At 68.6% G+C, this 20,250-nt stretch carries 7 protein-coding genes; 1 reads left to right on the top strand and 6 read right to left on the bottom strand.

What is annotated here, in order from left to right; translation table 11 throughout:
- Positions 1–102: 102 nt before the first annotated feature.
- The 6 genes from AB0O19_RS30605 to pglW form a co-directional block, all read right to left on the bottom strand.
- A complete protein-coding gene (locus AB0O19_RS30605) occupies positions 103–2,271 on the bottom strand; it encodes a DEAD/DEAH box helicase (RefSeq protein WP_363624186.1) in 2,169 nt (722 codons plus the stop codon).
- A complete protein-coding gene (brxD, locus tag AB0O19_RS30600; protein ID WP_363624184.1) occupies positions 2,268–3,614 on the bottom strand; it encodes a BREX system ATP-binding protein BrxD in 1,347 nt (448 codons plus the stop codon). The genes AB0O19_RS30605 and brxD overlap by 4 nt, the downstream gene beginning before the upstream one ends.
- Complete coding sequence (gene pglZ / locus AB0O19_RS30595; RefSeq protein ID WP_363624182.1) at positions 3,614–6,388, bottom strand: BREX-2 system phosphatase PglZ; 2,775 nt, start codon at positions 6,386–6,388, stop codon at positions 3,614–3,616. Before pglZ ends, brxD begins: the two co-directional genes overlap by 1 nt.
- Positions 6,388–10,326, bottom strand: a complete 3,939-nt coding sequence (locus AB0O19_RS30590; RefSeq protein WP_363624180.1) for a DUF6079 family protein — start codon at positions 10,324–10,326, stop codon at positions 6,388–6,390. Before AB0O19_RS30590 ends, pglZ begins: the two co-directional genes overlap by 1 nt.
- A gap of 63 nt (positions 10,327–10,389) precedes the next feature.
- Positions 10,390–14,064 carry a BREX-2 system adenine-specific DNA-methyltransferase PglX gene (pglX, locus tag AB0O19_RS30585; RefSeq protein WP_363624178.1) on the bottom strand — a complete coding sequence of 1,225 codons (3,675 nt, stop codon included), beginning with the start codon at positions 14,062–14,064 and terminating at the stop codon, positions 10,390–10,392.
- A gap of 139 nt (positions 14,065–14,203) precedes the next feature.
- Positions 14,204–18,631 (bottom strand): BREX system serine/threonine kinase PglW, encoded by a 4,428-nt coding sequence (gene pglW, locus AB0O19_RS30580; protein WP_363624176.1) that lies wholly within the window; start codon positions 18,629–18,631, stop codon positions 14,204–14,206.
- Between the two features lie 246 nt (positions 18,632–18,877).
- Between pglW and AB0O19_RS30575 the strand changes: the two genes are divergently transcribed.
- Entirely contained in the window at positions 18,878–20,185 is a 1,308-nt protein-coding gene (locus tag AB0O19_RS30575) for a PQQ-binding-like beta-propeller repeat protein (protein ID WP_363624174.1), read from the top strand.
- Positions 20,186–20,250 lie beyond the last annotated feature (65 nt).

The following is a 20,250-nucleotide window of genomic DNA, read 5'->3' as shown; positions in this document are numbered from 1 at the left end:
ATCGGTCTCGGCGTGCGAGCCTAGACGAGGGCACCGACAAGGCCGGTTGAGAGCGCTTGATCCACCGGCTACCGAGTACGTCCTGCGTCCCGGCTGGCGTTCTCACTCTGCTCTGAGCGTGAACCTGACCGGCTCGGACAATACGCCCGTCGCCGAGTCGAGGTCGGCGAGCCTCGTAGCGAGTGTGGCCATGGCGAGGCGTTCTGGGAGGGCCTCGTGGAACTTCAGTCCGCGCATGGCTTTCACGTCGATGTCGGGCAGGCACAGGCGTGAGGCAGCATCTGCCGTTCCGGCCTTCCACATCTGCGGGGTGAGGTCGGTGCGTAGGCGTAGGTATTCGTCGGTGAAGCGCTGGCGTTCGTCGGTGAGGCCGGCGAGGGTGGCGGTGAGGGTGGCGTTGGCTCGGTACCCGGCCCAGGTCCACCAGCGGATGTCGTCGCCGGCTCGGGTGATGACGGTGCCGCCGGGGTGGACGGTGTCGACGTTCTCCTCGCGCACGTGGGCGAGCTGCTGGGTGGCTCGGCGCGTGAGTTTGACCGGCGGGTCAATTCCGAGCAGAACATCGCGGGCAGCCTGGTTGAGCGCATAGGAGGTGCCGCTGTAGCCGGTGCCGAACCAGCGGGCGCGGCCGGCGAGGTCGGAGGGTTCGACGTAGCAGCGGCGCCTGGTCCAGTCGATCCAGGTGACTTTCCAGCTTCGCCCGCCGAGCAGGAGGACCCGCGGGCCGTCGATCTTCTCGGTGAGGAGCATGGGGTCGGTGCGGCCGATCTCCTGGCGGCCGGCGAGGACGGTGAACTCGGGTGGTGCGGTGAAGACGGCGGTGATGCCCATGAAGTGCCGGCGGCCGAACTTCTCCTCGGCGGCCGGGCCGATGAACAGCAGTTCGCCGTCCTGGTCGAGGAAGCCGTGGTCAACCAGGTGCCGCAGGATGGGTTCGGCGCTGCGGTCGAACGGGGGCAGGCCGTTCCAGCCCTGGTTCCAGAGTCCTTGGGCGATCTTGTGCTCTTGCAGGCTGAGGGCCAGGAGTTGTTGGGCGACGATGTGCCGGGGCTCGGGCGGGGCGGTGACCGGTTCGATGTAGCCGCGGCCCCACAGGACGAGGAGGGCCGAGGCACTCAGCAGTGCCTCGTGGCTGCGGGCGAGGAAGAGGCAGTTGCGGGTGGATCCGGCGCGGCGTCCGGTGCGACCGATGCGTTGGAGGAAGGAGGCGACGGTGGTGGGGGCGTCGATCTGGATGACGCGATCGAGGTCGCCGACGTCGATGCCGAGTTCGAGGGTGCTGGTGGAGACGATGACGCAGTCGCGGGCCTCGGCGAAGGCGGCTTCGGCGCGGCGCCGTTCGTCGAGGGAGAGGGAGGCGTGGGAGAGGAAGGTGGTGACGCCTGCGGCGCGGAGTGCGGCGCCGAGTTCTTCGACGAGCTGCCGGGAGTCGCAGAAGACCAGCCGCTTCTCGCCTCGGTGGAGGGCTGCGATGACCTTGGCCGCGTTGGCGGTTGATCCGACGTAGTCGAGTTCGATGTCTCCCGGTGGTGTCACCGTCGTGGCGTCGGCGACGGCCCGTGGGGCGAGATCGACACCGGGGGCGACGACCTGGGCGGGGCGCTGGCCGCGGCCTGAGCCTTGCAGCCAGTGGAGGAGGTCGCCCGGGTTGCCGACCGTGGCGGACAGGCCGACGCGTTGGATGGGCCGTCCAGCCAGGTGCTGGAGGCGTTCGAGGACGGCGAGCAGGTGCCAGCCGCGGTCGTCGCCGGCGAAGGCGTGGACCTCGTCGACGACGATGGTGCGGAGGTCTGCGAAGAGGCGGTGCTGGTCGACCTTGGTACTCACCAGCATGACCTCGATCGACTCGGGCGTGGTGAGCAGGATGTCCGGCGGGTCGGTGAGGATGCGCCGGCGTGCGGTCTGGGGGATGTCGCCGTGCCAGAGTGCCGCACGCCGTCCGAGCCATCCGGCGTACGTTTCGAGTCGGGGCAGGAGGTTGTTCAGCAAGGCCTTGAGCGGGCACACGTACAGGACCGACAGGCCGGTCCAGCGGTGCTCTTCCATGGCGGACAGCAGCGGGAACGAGGCGGCTTCGGTCTTGCCGCCGGCGGTGGGGGCGAGCAGAACCGCGTCCGAGCCGTCGAGCAGCGGGGCGATGGCCTCCTGCTGGAGGGGACGGAGTTCGCGCCAGCCGAGGGAGTTGACGATGTGGTGGACGAGAGCGGGCTGGAGCCGGGACAGCGCGGCCGTCCCGGCCCCTGGGCCGGAGGATGCGGGGGCATCGCTCATAGATCGAGCTCGATGTCGCCTGCGGAGGCGGCGCTGCGTTCGGCTTCGCTCAGCTCGGCCGAGGAGAGGGTGAGTGCGTAATGCCGACGCGGGTCGAAGTCGTCGAACTCGTCGACCCGGTCGAGGACGTCAGCGACGAGTTTGCGCAGGAAGACGCGCGGGGCGATGCCGACCTGGCCGCCGAGTCCTCCGGTGACGGCGGTGGCGAGTTCGGCGATGTAGGCGTTGTCGACGAGTTCGGCGACCCGGTCCGGGTTGCGGGCGGCTCCGGCGTAGAGGTCCCTGACGCTGCGGCCGAGTTCACCGAGCCGTTCCAGGTCGAAGCCGGCGAGGCGGAGCTGGACCGCGCGGGGTGAGTCGAAGCGCGGGTCGGTCGTGAAGTCGGTGGCCAGGCGCTGGGCCAGCGGGGGAAGCCTCTGCACGCCCTGCTGTCCGTCGTAGAACGCGGGCGTGCCGGTGATCACCAGGAACAGGCCGGGGAAGCGGCCGGCGTCGATCTCGTCCAGGAGCTGTCGCAGGGCGTTGAGGCCCTTCTCCCGGACGTCGCCTCGTACGCGTTGGAGGGTCTCGATCTCGTCGAGGACGAGCAGCAGACCGGGGTGTCCGCAGTCGCGCAGGACGGTCAGCAGGCCCTGGAGGAAGCCGAGGGCGGCGAAGTGGTCGAGGTCTCCGCGGACGCCGGCGGTCCGGCGGGCGCCGGCCGCGACGGACTTCTGGCCGCCGAGCCAGGCGATGAGCGCTTCGGCTGTTGCGGCGTCGCCTGCGGCCTTGGCGTGGCGGTAGCCGCGCAGGGCCGCGGCGAAGGCGGGGGTGGTGCGGGCGACGTCGGCGAGGCGGGACTCCATGAGCGCATCGACGGCCTTGCCGAGGGCTTCGGTGTCGTCCTCGGGTACGTCTCCGGCGTCGAGGACTTCCTCTTCGAGCGTGTAGAACCAGGAGTCGACGATGGCGCGCAGGGCACTCGGGGCGTGGCTCGCGGTGGACAGGCGTTCGGTCAGGCGACGGTAGACCGTCTCCAGCCGGTGGAGCGGGGTCTCGGTCTCGGAGATCTGGATCTCGGCGGTGGCCAGGCCCATGCGCTTGGCCCGCTCGGCCAGCCAGCGGGCGAAGAACGTCTTGCCGGAGCCGTAGTCGCCGCGGACAGCGTGGAAGGCGGCGCCGCCTCGGGTGACGACGGTCAGGTCGTCGTCGAGCGCGCGCTCGAAGCGGTCGAGGCCGACTGCGAAGAGATCGAGCCCGAACTGGGGCACCGTGCCGCGGCGCAGGGCATCGACCACGTCGCGGCGGCGGGCCGCGCTCACGGAAGCCGCGTGTCCCCCGGAGGGGGGCTGGATGGTGCTCATCAGCTGTCCACCTGGAACTGTTCACGGGCGAGCGGCACGTTGAGCCGCAGCCTGCTTCCGTTGTCGCTGAATTCCAGCACGGGGTAACCCTCTACGTTCATGAGTCGTTGCAGTGTGGCGGCGAAGCCGTCTGCGTTGCGGCCGGCCTTGCCCGCTGCCGCCGCCACCGCGGTCAGGGACAGGACCCCGTCCGCTGCCACCAGGGCGTCGACGACGGCAGCCATGACCTCGGGCTCGGGCGGCTTGCGGACGAACCTCCGCTGGAAACGGAAGGTCTCGGACGCCACCAGCTCTGTCCCGAAGGAGGGGCCGTGTGCCGGGGTGCTCGTCTCGGCGGCTTCGCGCGGCTCCTCCGCAGGTTCCTGGCCGTCCATGGGCTTGGCCGAGGTCGACGACGTGTCGGTCTGCTCGGCGACACGTGCCGAATCGCGGGTGGGGTTGCCTGCGTTCCACCAGTGTGGGGTGACGTCCTCCGGTGCGAGGAGGTGCCAGTCCTTGGGCGGGTCGGTGTCCACGGGCAGCAGCGTCAGGACCGGGACGGTCATCTCGGCGAGGGAGGCTCCGCCGTGGTAGCCCGCCTTGCGGGGCGTGTAGCGGATGTCCTCGCGCCACGGCGCCACGACGCGGCCATCACCTTCGAGGACACGCGGCCCGCTGAGCAGGACTTCGCCGGATCCCGGTTCGCCGAGGCGCCAGCGCGCGGCACTGACGCTCCCGGCGGCTGCCGGGGCATCGAGTCCTTCGCCCCGCTCGAGGACGTGGCCATGGTCGGCGACGATGACGACTGGTCGGCTGTAGAGGCGGGCCGCGGCGAGGAGCTCGTCCAGGTAGGTCACGTCGGCCAGGCGCCACCGTGTGCGGTCGCCCTGGGCGGCGTGATCGAGTGAGTCGTCGACCGTGTTCAGCACGACTCCGACGACCGCCTCGCCAGCCAGTTCGCGCTGCAGCGTGTCGGAAAGCCGCTGGCCGGCCGCACCTCCTATGTCCGCCTTGTGGAACAAGGCGGCTGAACGGCGCTGCCGGGACCAGAACGCCTCGAAGCCTGGCTTCTCCACCGACTGGCCGCCCTGGGTGAGGCTGCCGGTAAGGAGCGAGGCCCGGCTGATGCGGGTGAGTGAGGGGATCGCGGCGACTGCGGCCGTGCGGCGGCCCCGGGCTGGGCCGGTCTCCAGCCAGCCGCGGCGGGCGAGTTCTTCGCCGAAGCCGACCGCGACTTCGCTGCTCATGCCGTCGACCAGCAGGATCAGCGGGGCCCGGCCCGACTTTCCGGCGAGCTTGACGGCGATGGTGTCGAGCACGTTCTCGACCGGGAGCGCCCCGGCCGGCGTCTGGCCGGTCGCGGTGCGTGTCCAGTCACGCAGGTACCGGGCGAAGATCTCGTCGATCACCGCGCGCCGCCCACGAGCAGCGTGGTAGACGCTGTGGTAGGCGGCACTGACCGGTTCCTGGGCATCGGCGTCGCCGGCCCACAGGACGGTGAGAGCGGCATCCACCCAGCCCCAGTCGGCGAGGTGCTGCTCGACCGCGTCCGCTACGGAGGTGATGGTCGGCTGCGAGCCGGCCAGCCAGCGGGCCAGGCGCACTGCGGCTTCGGCGGTGCGGACACGCGGGCGCTGCAGGCCCGCGAGGTGGTGGCGGCGCAGTTCCTCGAGGGCGGCCTCGGCCGCGGCGAGGTCGCGTGTGCGGGTGCCGGAGGGGTCGAGGACAGCCGCGAGTGCGTTGAGGCGAGCCTGGAACCCGGAGGGCAGGTACGCGTTGCCCGCGAGGGCTTCGGTCAGGCCGGCTTCCTGGGCCTGCCGGTCCGCCTGCTCGAGGACTTCCCGGGCTCGGTTGTGGGCAGCGTGCTGCTCCGGTCCTGCCTGCTCGGCCTGCAGCAGCCAGCGGATCACTGTTCCCTCGACCGCGAGGGTGAAGGGACGCAGGTCAGCGGGCTTGGGCCGGATGGTTCCGAACAGCCCGCCGAGCGCGAGGCCGGTCTCTGCCGAGGGAGCGGGGCCTGCCACCACGGAGCCGACGACTCCGAGTGCCATGGCTTCCTGGCCGCGGCCAGCGGCGCACAGGTCCAACAGCAGCGACGCCGCGTTGCCGGCGACCTTGGTCAGCCAGTCCCGGATACCCTGCTGCTCGTCCTTGGCCAGTGCCGCGTAGGCGGCGGGCCCGAAGGGGCTGCGGGACCAGGCCAGCAGGGTGTCGGCGTCCAGCGGGGTGTCGCGACGGCCGTCTGCGCGGGTGCCGGCCGCGTCGGGGGATGCCTGGCTGATCGACAGCCTGGCCTCGACGAGTGCGCGCATCGCCGCATCCAGCGTGAGCACGGAGCCGAGCCGCGGCCAGCCGCCGTGGGGTTCTGCTTCGAGGAGGGCGTTCACCAGCCAGGATTCCGCGCGGATGCGCGGGTCGAGACCGGTGGCGCCGAATCGCAGTCGGACGATCTCCGCCCGGTCGACGCTGAGGACCTGGCGGCGCAGGGCGTGGCCGAGCACGTCCCAGCCGAGCTGCTCGTCCTCGACCGTGGTGGTGACCACAAGCACCGAACCCGGGCCCGCGGCTTCTTCCTGGTGGCGGTGCCAGGCGTCGGAGATGCCGAGGACGGAGTGCTGCTCCACGACCTCGATCCGGCGCTTGTCCTCTGCCAGGGAGGCGGTGAACTCGGCAGCCGCGCCGGTCTCGTACCGGCCGTGGACCAGGACGAGCCGGCGGTCCGGCTCATTGGGAAGCTCCAGACGCAGAAGGGCCTCGATGACCCGGCGGTTGACCAGAGGTGGCTGGGCCGACATCACTGCGCCGCCCCTTCGCTCACGGTACCGCCCGCTCCGGGCTGGTCCGCGGGCTTCCACCCGATCTCGATCTCGGTATCGGGGTTGGTGGCGGCGAACTCCCGGATCTCGCCCAGCAGATCCGCCAAGGCTCGTTCGAACGCGGTCAACCCGGCGCGGGCTGCCACCCTGCGCGTGGAGCGGCGCGGCACGGCTGCCGCAGGACCAGCCGCGGCGGTGGTGCCGGCGGGAGCGGCAGGCGTGCTCGGCTCGGCGGGCGAGGTGGGCAGGGACGGCTGGCCGTGGAAGGTCAGGCTGACCTGGCCGGCCTCGGTCGGCGGCTCCTCCGGCGTCGGCGACGGCACCGGCACTGCGGGCGGCGCCATCGGTGCGGCGACAGCTGCCAGCCGGGCCGCATCCCGGATCAGCGCCAGGGACTGCGGCTGGATCTTGTCCAGGACGGGTGCGAGCTGGCGGGCGAACTCGTCCTCGTGAGCGGCACGTTCCACCTCGGCGATCAGTCGCTGCGCGCGGTCGCCGATCCCGTCGGTCCGTCCGGTGTACTCGCGCACGCTCTCCAGCAGATCCCACTGCGTACGGTCGAGTGCCTCGAGGACGGTCTTCGCCGAGCCGACAGCGGCGCCCAGCTCCTGATCGGTGATGTCGTATGCGACTGCGGCGAGTTCCTTGACCAGCGGGGTGTCGTCCTGGTGCCGCGTCAGTCGTTGGACGAGGTCCGCGGCATGCCTGGCCGCCAGGAGGCGGGGCGCACGCGAATCGGTAAGGCCGAGCGCGCTGGCGTGCTGCGGCTTTCCGAGGGAGCTGCGTACCCCTTCGACGGCCGGCTCCACTGCCTCGGCCTTCGCGCGCACCGCTGCCGCGAGCTTCGCGACGTTGCGGGCGAACAACACGGGCGGCACGCCGGAGACACCGAACAGTGCTGCCGCACGGTCCCGCGCGGTGGCGAACTCGGCCTCGCTGGGCTTGTCCTGGGCCCGCAGGACGTGGCCGGCCCCGATCGACTGCAGGGGCGGCGCCGCCGACTCTGGCTTGCCGTTGTAGACCCAGGAACGGTCTGCCAGCAGGGCATAGGTGGCGATCAGTAGACTGCTGACCTGCTTGTCCAGGCCGGTCCAGCCGAGCTTGGCGATCCACTGGCGGATGTCCTCCACCTTGTACTCGCCCGTGATCTGCTGCTGGGCGGCGTACTGGTCGATCCGCCGGCGCCACTCGGTGCTCAGGGTCAGCGGACCGTCGTGGACCTCCCCGAGCTCCAGCGGGTGCACGATCTTCTTGACGACGGCCATCTGCCCGCGCTCGAGTTCCACGCGCCCGGAGCCGTCCTCCATGGCCTTGGTGATCCAGCCGAGCACGGTCTTCAGCTCGGCCGGGGTGACCGCCTTGCGGTTGCCGGACGGGTCGAAGTTGGGGTGCTTGGGATACAGCTCCTGGAAGACACCGTCTGCGATCCGGAGCATGTTGCCCTTGAAGCCGGCGGCGGCCTCCAGCTGGGGCCTGTTGCCGGGCAGCATCGACAGCAGGTGGCCGTCCTCACCCACCGGTGCGCCGGCGTTGGCCTCGTCCAGGCGGCTGATGCCGTACAGCTGGCCCAGCGTGACGGTGAGCTGGGAGGTGAGGTTGTCCCGCTGCGCCTGGAGCTGGTGGCGCATGCGGATGCGGTCCTCGGCGGAGTAGTTGACCGCGAGGTCGTCGAGGCGCTCCCGCTCCAGCACGTAGTTGATCTTCAGGAGTCGCCCGAGCTGGCCGGCACGCTGACGCGAGAGGTGCGCCGGAAGCCACACCACGGTGGGCTGGCGGTGCCGCTCGTCCCGCAGCAGCTGACGGACCCGCGCGGCGTCGTTGCTCGGGTACTGGCCGGCGACGTCGAACGGGTAGTCGATGACGAAGCGCACCCGCCCGTCCACCGAGGGGATGAAGTGGTCGTCCGGGATCTCCTGGGCGTCACGGACGTTGCCGAAGACGAACTCGGCGGTGCGCTTGGTGCCGCGCCACACGATCTCGTGCTCGCAGACGAACCCCTCGGTGTCCTTGATTTCCAGCGCGTTCCAGAGGGTCTCCTTGATCCAGACGCGCCGTGCGCTCACCCGGTCGACCTCGCCGACGGCGTCCAGCAGCGGCTCGACGTCAAGGTCGGACAGATGCAGCGCAAAGACCGGGTCGTTGCCGCCGTCCGAGCGCAGCTCCCCGCCGAACTCGCCCTGCAGCTCCTCCAGGCGCGCCAGGGCCACCTTGTCGTCGGTGATCGTCCGCGTGCGCTTGACGGAACCGTGGTTGAGGTCCGCGAGACGACGAGCGGTCAACCGGGCCAGAGCCGGAACCTCGGGAGTCAGGTAGGCCAGCAGGAGCGTCTTGACCAGCCGGTCGGTGGCCCGGAAGTCCGCGCTCTTTTCCCCCTGGTAGCGCTCCACCATCCAGGCGCGGACCTTCTCGTAGAACCGGTTGGCCTGCCCGCCCTCCTTGCGGAGCTTCTCGGTGAACGCATCGCCCATGCCGCCGGAGAGGACGTCCCACAGGTCACCCAGCGGGATGATCTGGCCGACCTTCATGTCCTCGCGCCGCCGCCACAGCAGGTCCTGGAGCAGCTTCAGACCGGTCCGCTCGCGCTGGAGCGCACCTGACAGCGCGACCAGGACGTTCAGCAGGGCCGGCGTCAGCGGGTACACGTCGCGGAAGTCCGACCAGTCCGCCTGAGTCGCACCTTGCGAGTCGAGCAGAGCGTCCTTGACCCGTGCGTTCGCCTGTTCGAAGTCGGCAAAGGCCGTGTCCAGGGCGTCCCGTGCCTCCGGGGAGCGGGGCTTGAGCACGCGCTCTTTGATGATCGCCGGGAGGTTCCGGTCCTCCAGGTTGATCACGTCGAAGCGCTGGGCGAGGTAGCCGACCTGGGACTCCAGGTTCTTCACCTCGGCGCCGGTGACGTCCTCACCGACGAGCTGGGACAGGTTCCTCTGCCGCGAGACGAAGGAGACGATCGGCACCGGCCTGTCCGCCACCCCCGACTCGATGATCTTGACGAGTTTGCCGACCTCGGTCTTCACGAAGTCCTGGTCGCTCATCCTGGCCTGGAGCCAGAGGACCAGCTCGTCCAGGAACAGCACGATGCCGTCGTAGCCGAGCGACTTGGCGTGCCGGCTGATGACGGACAGGCCGTCCTCGAGAGGGATGAAGGCGTTCGCGTCACCGCTGGCGCCGCGAGCGTAGGACTTCATCGGTCCGCTGAGCAGCGCGGAGACGAGCGCCTCGCGCAGCGGGTCGCCGGGCGGAGCCGCAAACGCGCGGTCCAGGTCCGCGCTGGTCCAGCCGGTGGAGGGGGCCCCGGCTTCCTCCAGCGGGACCAGGTCGTCCTCGTCCGCGGCGCTGGGGTGGCCCGTGCCGCCGCTGACAGCGCGGTCCCCTAGCTTGCGGATGAACAGGTCGTCGCCCTCAATGCTGCGGTTGTAGCGGGCGTCGTCCAGCATCGCGTCGGCCCGGTAGACCGGCGGCGTCGGCGCGTTCGGGTCTATGCGGCGGATCGCCCGGACGTAGCCGCCGAGCAGTGCGGAGTCCAGGTCGGCGGCGCCGACGAGGTGGTACGGCACCATGAGGAACCGGCGGTCGCGCAACCAGTCGTCGTGCTCGGCGATGACCTCCTGCAGACGCGGCTTGGAACGGGCAGCCGGCTCGTTGTTGAGCACCGCGTGGAGCACCGACATGAAGTGGCTCTTACCCGAGCCGAACGAGCCGTGCAGGTACGCAGCGTTCGACGAACCGTCGCGAACCGAGCTGCGGACGAGAGTGAGCGCCTTGCCGAAGGCTTCCTTCAGCTGATCCGTGACGACGTACTCGTCGACCAGACGCTGGGTCTCCTCGAACCCGCCGGACAGCTCGACCTTGAACTTGCCGGCGAGGACCGCGTCGGGGATGTCCAGGACGTCCCGGAGGAAGAGCTCAGTGCTGGACATCGCGGGTCGCGGTCCCTTCGTCGTGGAATTCATGTCGGTGTGCGATCGTGCAATGGCTGCACGTTACTTGGCCGCGGCCCTGCCGCGCTTGGGCGCAGACGGACGCCAAGAGAGCAACGCATCCGTCGTGACGCCGTGCTCACGCTGCTGGGCCTCCAGCCACTCCTGGCAGTCGGTCGCGGGAACCCCCTCCCACTCGGGATCGAACTCACCGTGCCACTGCTTCAACCAAGGCAGCAGCTCCAACATCCCAGCGAGAAGCGGAGTCAGCTGCTCACCCTGCCAGTTATCCCGCTCCACCCGGTCGGTAGCCAGGTTGATGATGGCCTGTGCCTGGTCCCGATGGTCCCAACCGGCCCAGCCGAGAACCAGCTTGGGGTCGGCCTCCGGTCCAGCATCCGGGTAGGAGATGAACCGCTCCTTCGGCACATCGAGCTTGCCCCGGTTCGACCAGTACGACTGCTTCCGGAAGTCCGCACCTGAGTACTTCGGAGGGGCAGTGATATCCAACCGTTCCCCGGTCCGATCCTCTTCACGCTGCTGATCCCAGACCTTCTCCCATTGCTCACGCTTACGGAGACCGGGGTCCTTATACCGAAGGGCGTCAAGGTAGGGCACGTGCTCGTCGGTAACGATCTCGCGCAGCACATCAGCAAGCCGAAGGTCTGGCTTACCGAGGTGATCCGAAGCATAGAGTTCAGCAACAGCGTGAATGTCGGCATCGTTGGCGAGCAGATCCGCCAGCTGAGCCGGGGTAAGCGTACGCGGCTGGCGCATTCCGTCGCGATTGTGGAACCACAGATCCTCGCGCTCACAACGATCCAGCAACCACGCCTGGAGGGCCTCGGCCTCCTTCTTTTCCCAGGTTTGCGACGACCAGCGACGCTTGTATTCCGGACGCTCGATCAGCGCAATGTCGCGACGCTTCTCGATAATGTCGATTCGGCGCTGCACGATCGCGCGATACCACTCAGGCCAGCGGTAAGGAATTTCCGTAATGGGGGTGGAGTTGTGCCGGTTGAACCAAACGGTCTGGGCCTCGCCAGCAGCCACCCTGCGCGCGAGCACGATCTCAAAAGACCGCTCGCCAAGAGCCACTTCAGGGACCTCATCAAGGTCAGGGGTGGTTAGAGACGCAACCTCAGCATCGGCGAGGAGGCTGTACGAGCCGTAAACATGCCAGTCCAGCTCTTCCTGCAACGCAATCATGCGGTGTCGCATCGAGAGATAGGCATCCCGAGCTGCATCGAGATTAATTCGTTCGGTTGCAGCTGAGGCATTAATCAAAGCAGCAGGCTCAAGTGCCGCGAGAGCCCGCCCGAGCGAGTCAAGCTTAGCGCCAAATGGACCGGCAGCTGCGGCCGGAATGGGGAATTCCTGGAGCTTGGTCCCCGTGAATTCGTAAAAGCGCTCCCACTCGTCATGCATGAAGCCGCCAGTCCCCGACTGACTACCCTTATCGTGACACACCTGCTTCAGCCAGAAGCAGGCCGTCGATGAATTTAGCAATCCAAGAAGCGCCAGATGGGCCTCCTCCGTTGCCCCCTCGGGAAGTTTGATCACCGGCGCGTGGGCGTCGAAAACCTTACCGCCCCGGTCAAGAGAAAAGTGCAGGTGAGTGGCCACATTCGAGAATACGATGGAGAGCGGGGTTGCGTAGGCCGATCGAGTGTGCTGCATATACTCCCACCAAGCACGACCAGCGTCTTCCATGACTCCCTGGAAAGTCCTACGCGCAGCCAAGTGCGCCCGTAGCGGCCAGAGCTCGTCCCTAAGATCCTCGCGAACTGAACCGTCTGCGAGGTACGGATACCAGATCAACCCGAGACCGGATACATTCCAGTCTCGAACGTTCTCGCCACGCACAATCGGTCGCAGCGCCTCAAGCGGAGCCCGTACGCCAACCACCGACCTATTCGGCCGACTAAATGCCTCGTCGGAGCCGATCCGAACTGCACGCCCAATAGGTGGATTAATCACCTTAAAGAGGGTTTCACTCGACCGCCCGACGCTCTTCATAACGTCAGCTGCGACCCCGCCACCGAGCGTCCAAGGGTGCACAGTAAACCGACCCCTCGAGACATCCTCAGCGATTACCCAATCTGTTTCGATTGGCGGCCCTTGAGTATGCTCTGAAATCGCACGCCAAACAAAGCCGTCCGAAGCAACCGTAGGCTGCCCAGGTTCCCCGCGTACGCCCATCACTGATCGAACAGAATCTATCCAACCCCGATCCGTATTGCGGCCAATAAGGATCACGGTCGGGGTTCCATGGCCAGGGATGAATGCGCCCGACGTGTCAATCACATGCGTGAGCTTCACTGTGCGGAAGAATTCCTCAATGAGTCTTTTCCCGAACTCGCGCTTCATGAAGGAGTTTGCAGTGATCTGGCCAGTGAATCCCCGACCATCCCGCGTGGCCAACTCGAAGATTCGTTGCGCAAACGGCACGGACAGCGCATACGTCCCGGCGCAAGCGTCGTAGATTCCTCGATAGGTCTCGTTTTCTTGCTTATCCTTGACCGTGATGTATGGGGGATTTCCCACAACCACGTGGTACGAGTGCCGACCCAACAAATCACAGCTGCGGACGAATTCGGCCACGTCCTCGGTCGAGTAGGCGAACGCCCCCTCCGAATCGTCGCCTTCGTCGTCGGCCACCCCCATGGCAGAGAACAGGTCGTCCTCCGACTTCCCCTTCTGCTTGCGCCTGCCGACGCCTCGTCCATGCAGCAGTGAGTCGCCTACCGCAACGTTGATCGGGAACTTCGGTGCCTGATCCAGCCGCTGGACACCGGCCTCCTTCAGCGCCGCAACCAGCAACCGGAACCGGGCGATGCTGACCGCGAACGGGTTCTTGTCACAACCGTGCACCGCTTCAAGTGCGGCCCGCACGTTCGCCCAGTCGTCGATGCCGGGGCCGGCTACTTCCCGATACTTCGCCAGCAGCCGCTGGAACATGCCCAGCAGGAAGTGCCCGCTGCCACACGCCGGGTCGATCGTCCGCAGTCCCCGCCGCTCAACGACGCGCGACTCGCTCTCGCGGATGGTCAGCTCGGGCCAGAGCCCGAACTCCTCTACCGCTGGCTCGAGCGTGAGGTCGAGGATGAACTCCTCCACGAACTCAGGGGTCTGCAGCAGCGCATAGGTCTTCCGCGCGTGCTCGCTGAGGTTCTGGTACAGGTCGCCCAGGAACCTGGTGTCCCAGTCCTCATTCTCGAAGAGGTGGACCGCCTCCCCGTCGTCGCCTCTGCGCCGCCAGAACGCCAGCAGGGCCCGCGCCGCCTCATAGCTCGGTGTGAGCCCCCACAGCGGGTTGTGGTTGCGGTCGAAGAGCCCTCCTGCCGTCTCGTTCGCCGCCGCGAGGTGATCGAACGCGGCGACGAGCCAGTCTCGGTCGTTCTGTTCCGGGTTCTCCCGGAAGTACGCCTCGTGGCGTTCCTCCGCGATCGCCAGCCGCTCCCCGGGGCCAGCGATCCAGGGCCATTCGATCAGCCCGTTGTCCTCACAGAAGCGGACGAAGACCGTGCCGAGCACCCAGGCGACGGCAGCCTGCGTGATCCGCTCCTCGCGCCAGCTCTCGTACGTCGCGGCCGTGCGCTCAGCCGCCCGGGCACGCTGGTACTCATCGTCCAGCGTCGCCGCGAACTCGGGTACGTCCTGGCTGCGCTCTCGCAGGTCGTCCTCCAGAGCCGCCACCTGCTTACGCAGGTCCTTCAGCAGCTCGTTCTGGTCCACTCCCCGACCCGTCACAGCGCCCGTCCCTTGTCCGTCCATCCGTCGGTCCAGGCGGACCGTGCGGTTCCCCATTTTGCCATTTCAGCGCACCCGAACGATCGGCCGTTCCGAAGGTCGGGTCCGGAGGAGGCGCATATCGTCAGGCGGCAGCACTCCGCGCTCGGAGCTCATCCAGGAAGTCCTTGATCAGAACTGCTCGCTCGGCCTCGCCAAGTACCTCGACGATCATGCCGTCCAGCTGCGGGGTCTCGTGCGGCGCCTCCTGCGGGCAGAGCAGCCACAGCCCGTGCGGGGCGTCTGCCTCCCGGCGGGCCGCGTTCTGCAGAGTGACCAGCAATTCCCGCCCGCCGGCGTCCTGGTATCGGGCAACCAGACCCGCATCGTGGAGGAAGAGCACGTCCGTCGACCCAGCTGTCTCGACTCGTTCACGCAGGTGCTCACCCACTCGGGACCACGCGCCCTTGACGTACGACGCAAGCCCTCGCGGCAGTTCGCCGGACTCGGTGAACTTGGTGTCGATGGTCAGGACTCGTTCCCACTCGGTGCCGTGCTGGACTGCGAGCGCACGGAACTCCCGAAGGAACAGCCCGCCCAGCGAGACCGCCTCCACGCCATATGTCTGGGCAATGAGGTCTGCTGCCCCGGGAAGGTGCTTGCCTCGAAGGGTCAGGGCGAGAAAGCCTCCGCGGCGCAGGGCGTCCTCCAGCTTGGCTCCGAGGAGTAGCTTCGGGTCTCGTCCGGCCGCCGCCGATGCTGCAGCCACGCCTGCCGCGCCCGGGAACAGTGTGGTCGCGGTCGCCGAGGCGGTCAGTGAGCGAACGCCCTCCGGGACCGGGGCGCGGAAGCGCTTGGTCTCCCTGTCGTATTCGAGGACGAATCCGGCGTTCTGGAGTGCCTCCTTCAGGGCCTCTTCCAGCTCGACCGCCGTCGGCTCGCCCAGATCCAGATCGGGGAAGCGAAGCCGCACCTTGGCGAGGAGTTCCTCCGCGGTCGCGCCCCGGTCGCGCCGGACGCCGGCGGCGGCCTGCGAGATTCGGATCGCCGGCGCGAGGCCCATGCCCCTCGGGTAGAGCTCCAGACGCGGGGAGTACAGGGCGTCCTGAGCGGCGGCCGACGCGAGCGCCACCATGCGGCCGTCCGACAGAGGGGTCATGCCCGACGGCACCGGCACGGATCGCAGGTCGCGGATCACGACGGCACGGTCCGGCAGCGGCTCGGTCAGCGCGAGCCGGTCCGCCTGCTGTCCGAGCGATCGAGCGTAGTCGCCGAGTTCAGGCGCGCTGGGGTCGTTGGTCCCCGCCAGGGATTCGCACGCGATGAAGACCCGGCCGCTGCGCCGGAGCACCGCGAGCCGCGGCTGTCCGTCATCGTCCTTGTCCTGCGGCCAGGCTTCTGCCTCGACAGCCGCGCGGACCACGGCGAGCGCGAGCACCTCCGCACGCTGTGGGTCCTCTTCCCGCACGCCCTTGCGGATCCGCAGGTCGGTTGCCACTTCCTGCGCGGTGACAACGCGCCCTGCCCCGGTGACGAAGGCGACGATTTCCTCCCGCAGCGTCGCCAGCACAGGATCTGCCACCCAGGACTGGATCGCAGCCACATGGCTCCGCGAGACGGTCGCCTGCGAGGTGGGTAGTGCCTTGGCGATGTCCGTCTGCGAGCACCAGACCGGCAGTGTGGAGAGCTCGCCATCTGCGCCGGGCAGGCCGAGCGTGAGCCGGATGACGTCGCGCCTGCGCGACCCCTTGCTGGCCGGCCCGGGGTCGAGGTGAGCGGCGAGCTCGTCGATGCTCGCGCGGGCGGCGATGTCCGCCGGCAGATTTGCCAGGTCCACCTGCGGCTCCACGGCCGCGGTCCCTGAGCCTCCTGTCGGCTTCGGGCCGGGCGCGACGGCCTTTCGGAGCTTCGCCGTCCACTGCTTGTGCCGTCTGTTGAGTTCCTTGCGGATCACCGCACCGGCACCTCGGGCACGGGCGATCTGGTGCAGCGGCACGTTGAGAAGCTCGCCGACGGTGGTCGCACCGAAGGAGTTGGCCACCGACTGTGCGCGTGGTGAGAGGCCGGCGTCCTTGAGCAGGGTGTCCGCTTCGGCCTGCGCGGCGACGCGGTCGCGAGCGGCCTCCAGATCCTCCGTCTCGTCGTCCTCGTCGTCCGGAGCCACCGCATCGGCCTTGGCGAACACCGCCTGCCAGGCTTCGTGCATCTGCCGCAGCGTGTCGAAGCGGCGATCGGCGTCCCGGTGGAGTGCCCGCTGGAAGAACGCCTTCAGCCCGTCCTTCAGTGCAGGCTCGAAGACATCCTCCGCGATCACCGGGTACTCGTCGTCGGTGGTACGGGGATCGGTCATCTCGTCGCCCCAGCGGGGGCGCTCGCCGGACGCCATCTCGTGCAGGGTGACGGCTGCAGCGTAGTACTCGGCGTGGTTGTCGAAGACCGGCCGGCGCGGTGTGTCGAGGAACGGGTCGAGGTAGCCGCGAGTGCCGGCCTTCACGTCCCGTTCCGATGCCTCGGCGAGGGAGAAGTCGAAGAGCACCAGCTGCCAGGACCGGTCGGCCCGCTGGAGCACGCCGAAGTTGTCCGGCTTGAGGTCGCGGTGCAACACGCCCTTGCCGGCCAGCTGGTCGAGGGCGGTGAAAAGGTCGCTGCTGAAGCGCTCAAGCTCGTGGTAGGTCAGGCGCCCGTCCCCACGCAGCCGGGCACCGAGTGAGCGCTCGCCGGCGTACTCGAGGTCCAGCACCGTCCGGTTGTGAATCTTGCGCGGACCGTCGAGCAGCCGCACGACGGCCCCACCGCCGACCTTGGCCAGCACGTCAGCCTCGGATTCCAGGCGGTCGTCGCGGGTCTCGTCCAGGGCGACCTTGAGCACGCGCCGATCGACCCGGATCACGCCCCCGAGATCTTCCGCCTCGCGCCGCACGAGCAGAGCCCTGGCGGTGGCGCCGGTGCCGAGGACCTTCTCGACCGTCCACTCCGCATCGACGTTCTGCCCTGCCATCGCCGCGAGCGGGTCGATGCCGACCGGCGCCGATACTTCCGTGGCGGCTGCGTGCTCGATTCGGTCGAGTTCGTCCAGGAACCGGTCCACCGAGTCGAGCCGTTCGGCCACGTCCGCCCGGGTTGCCCGGAACACCAGGCCGTCGAGTTCTTCCGACACGGCGTCCGATACGGCGGACGGACGCAGTCCGCCGTCGTTCGTCAGCCGCTCGATCATGGCGCTGCGCCGCTCGGCCGGTGGCTCGCCGGCCAGGATGAGGTGGGCGAGGGCGCCGAGGCCGAAGATGTCCAGGTCGACCGGGTCGGCGAACTCCATCTCGAACTCCGGCGCCAGGTAGACCTGTGCGGCGTTCTCGACGTGGTCGCCGCCGGCGCTGGGGGTGCCGAGGGAGGTGTGCGAGGTGCTGTCGAAGTCGCGGGCGGCGACCTGCCAGTCGATGATGCGCACGACCGGGTTGGACCCGTCGGACTTACTGGAGACGTACACCGATCGGGCCGCGAGCGCGCGGTGGTAGAGCGAGCGCTGGTGGGCGTAGCGCAGCGCGTCGGCGATCTGCCGTACCAGCTCCAGCCGGGTTTCGTGGGTCAACGAGGCGTTGTAGGTGGCCAGGTAGGCGTCCAGGCGCAGGTCGGCGGCGCGGTGGTTGAAGAGGATGGCCGGGCCACCCTGGTGGTCGCGGAACTCCCGGGCCTGGGCGATGCCGCGGTGGCTGATGCCCTGGAGGACCTGATACTCGCGCCGGGCTGCTCGTTCGACCGAGTTCCGGGTCTCCGCGGTTGCTTGGAGGCTCACCAGGTAGACGCGGACGCGGCCTTCCTCGCGGATGGGCTGCTCGCGGATGGCAAGGCGGTCCTCCCAGGTGGGGCCACCGTCCAGGGGGCGCCCTGCGAGGTTCCAGCCGTCGCCGAAGTTCAGGTGGGCGGTGGATGCCTTGACGCCGATCCTCTTCATGAGATCGGGCAGGGCCCGCGCCAGTTCGAATCGCTCGCGCCGGGCTGCCTCGGAGTCCCGCTGAGGCGGCAGGCCGAGGAAGTCCTGCCAGATGCGGGGCAGGCCGCTGGCGCCGTCGTCACGGCCGTAGACGTTGGTCTGCTGGCCGGCGTCGAGTTCGGATCGCAGGCTCGGGGCCGAGAGGAATACCGCCGGGGAGATCCAGGGGATGCGCACGCCGGTGTGGAACTTCCCGGCGGCCCAGGAAAGCTTGCTCCGCAGTTCCTTGGACTTGAGGTCGGTCAGGTGCAGCGGGTTGTCGATGGTGCGGAGTCGGTCGGGGCCGTGGAAGTTCCAGGTGCTCCCGTTGTTGACGAGGCGCCCGGGGTGCGCTTTGAGCTCTACGAGGAAGAGGCCGCGCGGCACGAGGATGAACAGGTCGCACTCGTTGACGCGCCCCGAGGAGGCCGTGAACGAGAAGGTCGCCCAGGACCGGAAGGGCTCCGCCTGCGGCATCAGCGCCTTGACGTGGTCGAGCGCTTCCTGCTCGTGCGGGAACGGGGAGGGGCGTTCCTGGAACCATCGCTGCACGCGCGGCGGTGCAGGCTTCGGCCGACGCGCTCCCGAGTTGCCGTCCTTGCCCACTGCCGACACCCCTGCGCCCTCCCTGATCCCTGCTTCCGGCCGCGGACGAACCACGGCCTTCCTCTACAGCCTTGACCATATCGGTCAGGGCCGACAGGTGGAGGCGTGTAGTCCTTCCCGTGATCAATCGGTCCCTAGGTTCTCGCCGCGCCGTGCGGTGGATCCTGCCAGGGTGGCGGCATCCCGGAGCCAGCCGATCACTGTCAGGTACAGTCTGCACTGCTTCGGTGATCAAGCAAAGGGGGAATGATGATCTTCGCGGCTCGCTATCGGCGTCGGCGCTGGGCTGGTGCTGTCGCCCTGGTGGTGGCGTTGGTTGGCCCGCTATCGGGCTGTAGCGGTTCAACTCCCCTGTCTGCGGACGGGGTTCCTTCGGCGGCCCGGCATCTCCAGGCGTTCGACCCGCCGACGTCGTTCGACTTCGGCGACGGAAACGGCACGGGGGATGCACTCGACGAGGGGGTCCAGCCCTCGACATCAAGCCCTACACGGCAACGGCCGGCGATCTCGCTGAAGGACACAACCGCCTTCGTGACCACCGAGGACGGCATGAAAGCCGTCGATGCCGTCACCAGGAACACGCTCTGGAGTGCGAGCAGCACCATCCCCGCTACGAAGAGCGGCTTCGGGTCGGAGAGGGCCGCGCCACTGCCCGCCCGCTTCCACGGCGTTGACGCCGTGCTCGTGGCGTTCTCCCGTTTCATTCCGGGCACGGGTACGGGCAGGGGCCGAAACGTGATCGAGGTACTGGCCGCCGATTCCACGACGGGCAAGACCGTCTGGAGCACTCAGGTCGACCTCGTGGTAACGCCTCTGGACAAGGAGGCTTTGAGTCGCGACGATTCGCTGCTCGCAGACGGCATCAGGGCGGCGCAGGTGGTGGCCGTGGACGACCAGAGCGTGGTCGTGTCCGATGACGAGACGACCTATGTGGTCGACGCGGGATCCGGGCAGCTTCGATGGACCCGGGCCGATTTCCACGCGATGCAGCTTGTCGATGGCATCGTGGCCGGTGCCGAGGCTCCGACGTACGGCGAGCGTCAACTCGCAGGCTACGGCGCATCAGACGGCACTCCCCGGTGGTCGGCCGTCCACACGGAAAGCCACGCCGTCGCCTCCTCCGCCGGCCCTGGCCTGCTCGCGATGTCGGCCTCCGATGGGTTCGTCATCATTGACGCCCGTACCGGGACGGTCCGCGCCCACCCGGGGCCAGGAGCGTATGTGCACCCCTGGCACTGTGACTTCGACGGAACGTCCGTCATCCTCTGCAACGACCAGCTGTTCGGCCAGACGCACTCGATCGCGGCCTTGGACGCGACGTCGATGAAATGGCTCTGGTCGATCACCGAGACGCCGGGAGGACGACTGGTGCCGGTGGTCACTGCCGCGTGGCACGGAGCGGTGTACGGCCGGACGACCAACGGCAATGTCATCCTCGACGCCCACACCGGTGCCGACCGGGCAACCCCGAAGCTGGCTCCCTTCCTCGTCAACGCCTACGTCGGCATCGAGGACCGAGGCCACAGCATGAACCTGATGCGCTCCACGGGGTAGCCGTACACAGCCCCGCAAGGCCGCCGACTCCATGCAAGCGGACCGCGCCCGCCACTACACGCAAA

The organism is Kitasatospora sp. NPDC091276, assembly GCF_040684355.1.
Taxonomy (GTDB): Bacteria; Actinomycetota; Actinomycetes; order Streptomycetales; family Streptomycetaceae; genus Kitasatospora.
The sequence above is the reverse complement of the archived record's forward strand: the minus strand, read 5'-3'. Positions and strand labels throughout refer to the sequence as shown.

Excerpts from the sequence above, each read along its gene's own strand:
- AB0O19_RS30590 (WP_363624180.1), bottom strand. The coding sequence starts at position 10,326 with ATGTCCAGCACTGAGCTCTTCCTCCGGGACGTCCTGGACATCCCCGAC.
- pglZ (WP_363624182.1), bottom strand. The coding sequence starts at position 6,388 with ATGTCGGCCCAGCCACCTCTGGTCAACCGCCGGGTCATCGAGGCCCTT.
- brxD (WP_363624184.1), bottom strand. The coding sequence starts at position 3,614 with ATGAGCACCATCCAGCCCCCCTCCGGGGGACACGCGGCTTCCGTGAGC.
- AB0O19_RS30605 (WP_363624186.1), bottom strand. The coding sequence starts at position 2,271 with ATGAGCGATGCCCCCGCATCCTCCGGCCCAGGGGCCGGGACGGCCGCG.
- AB0O19_RS30575 (WP_363624174.1), top strand. The coding sequence starts at position 18,878 with ATGATGATCTTCGCGGCTCGCTATCGGCGTCGGCGCTGGGCTGGTGCT.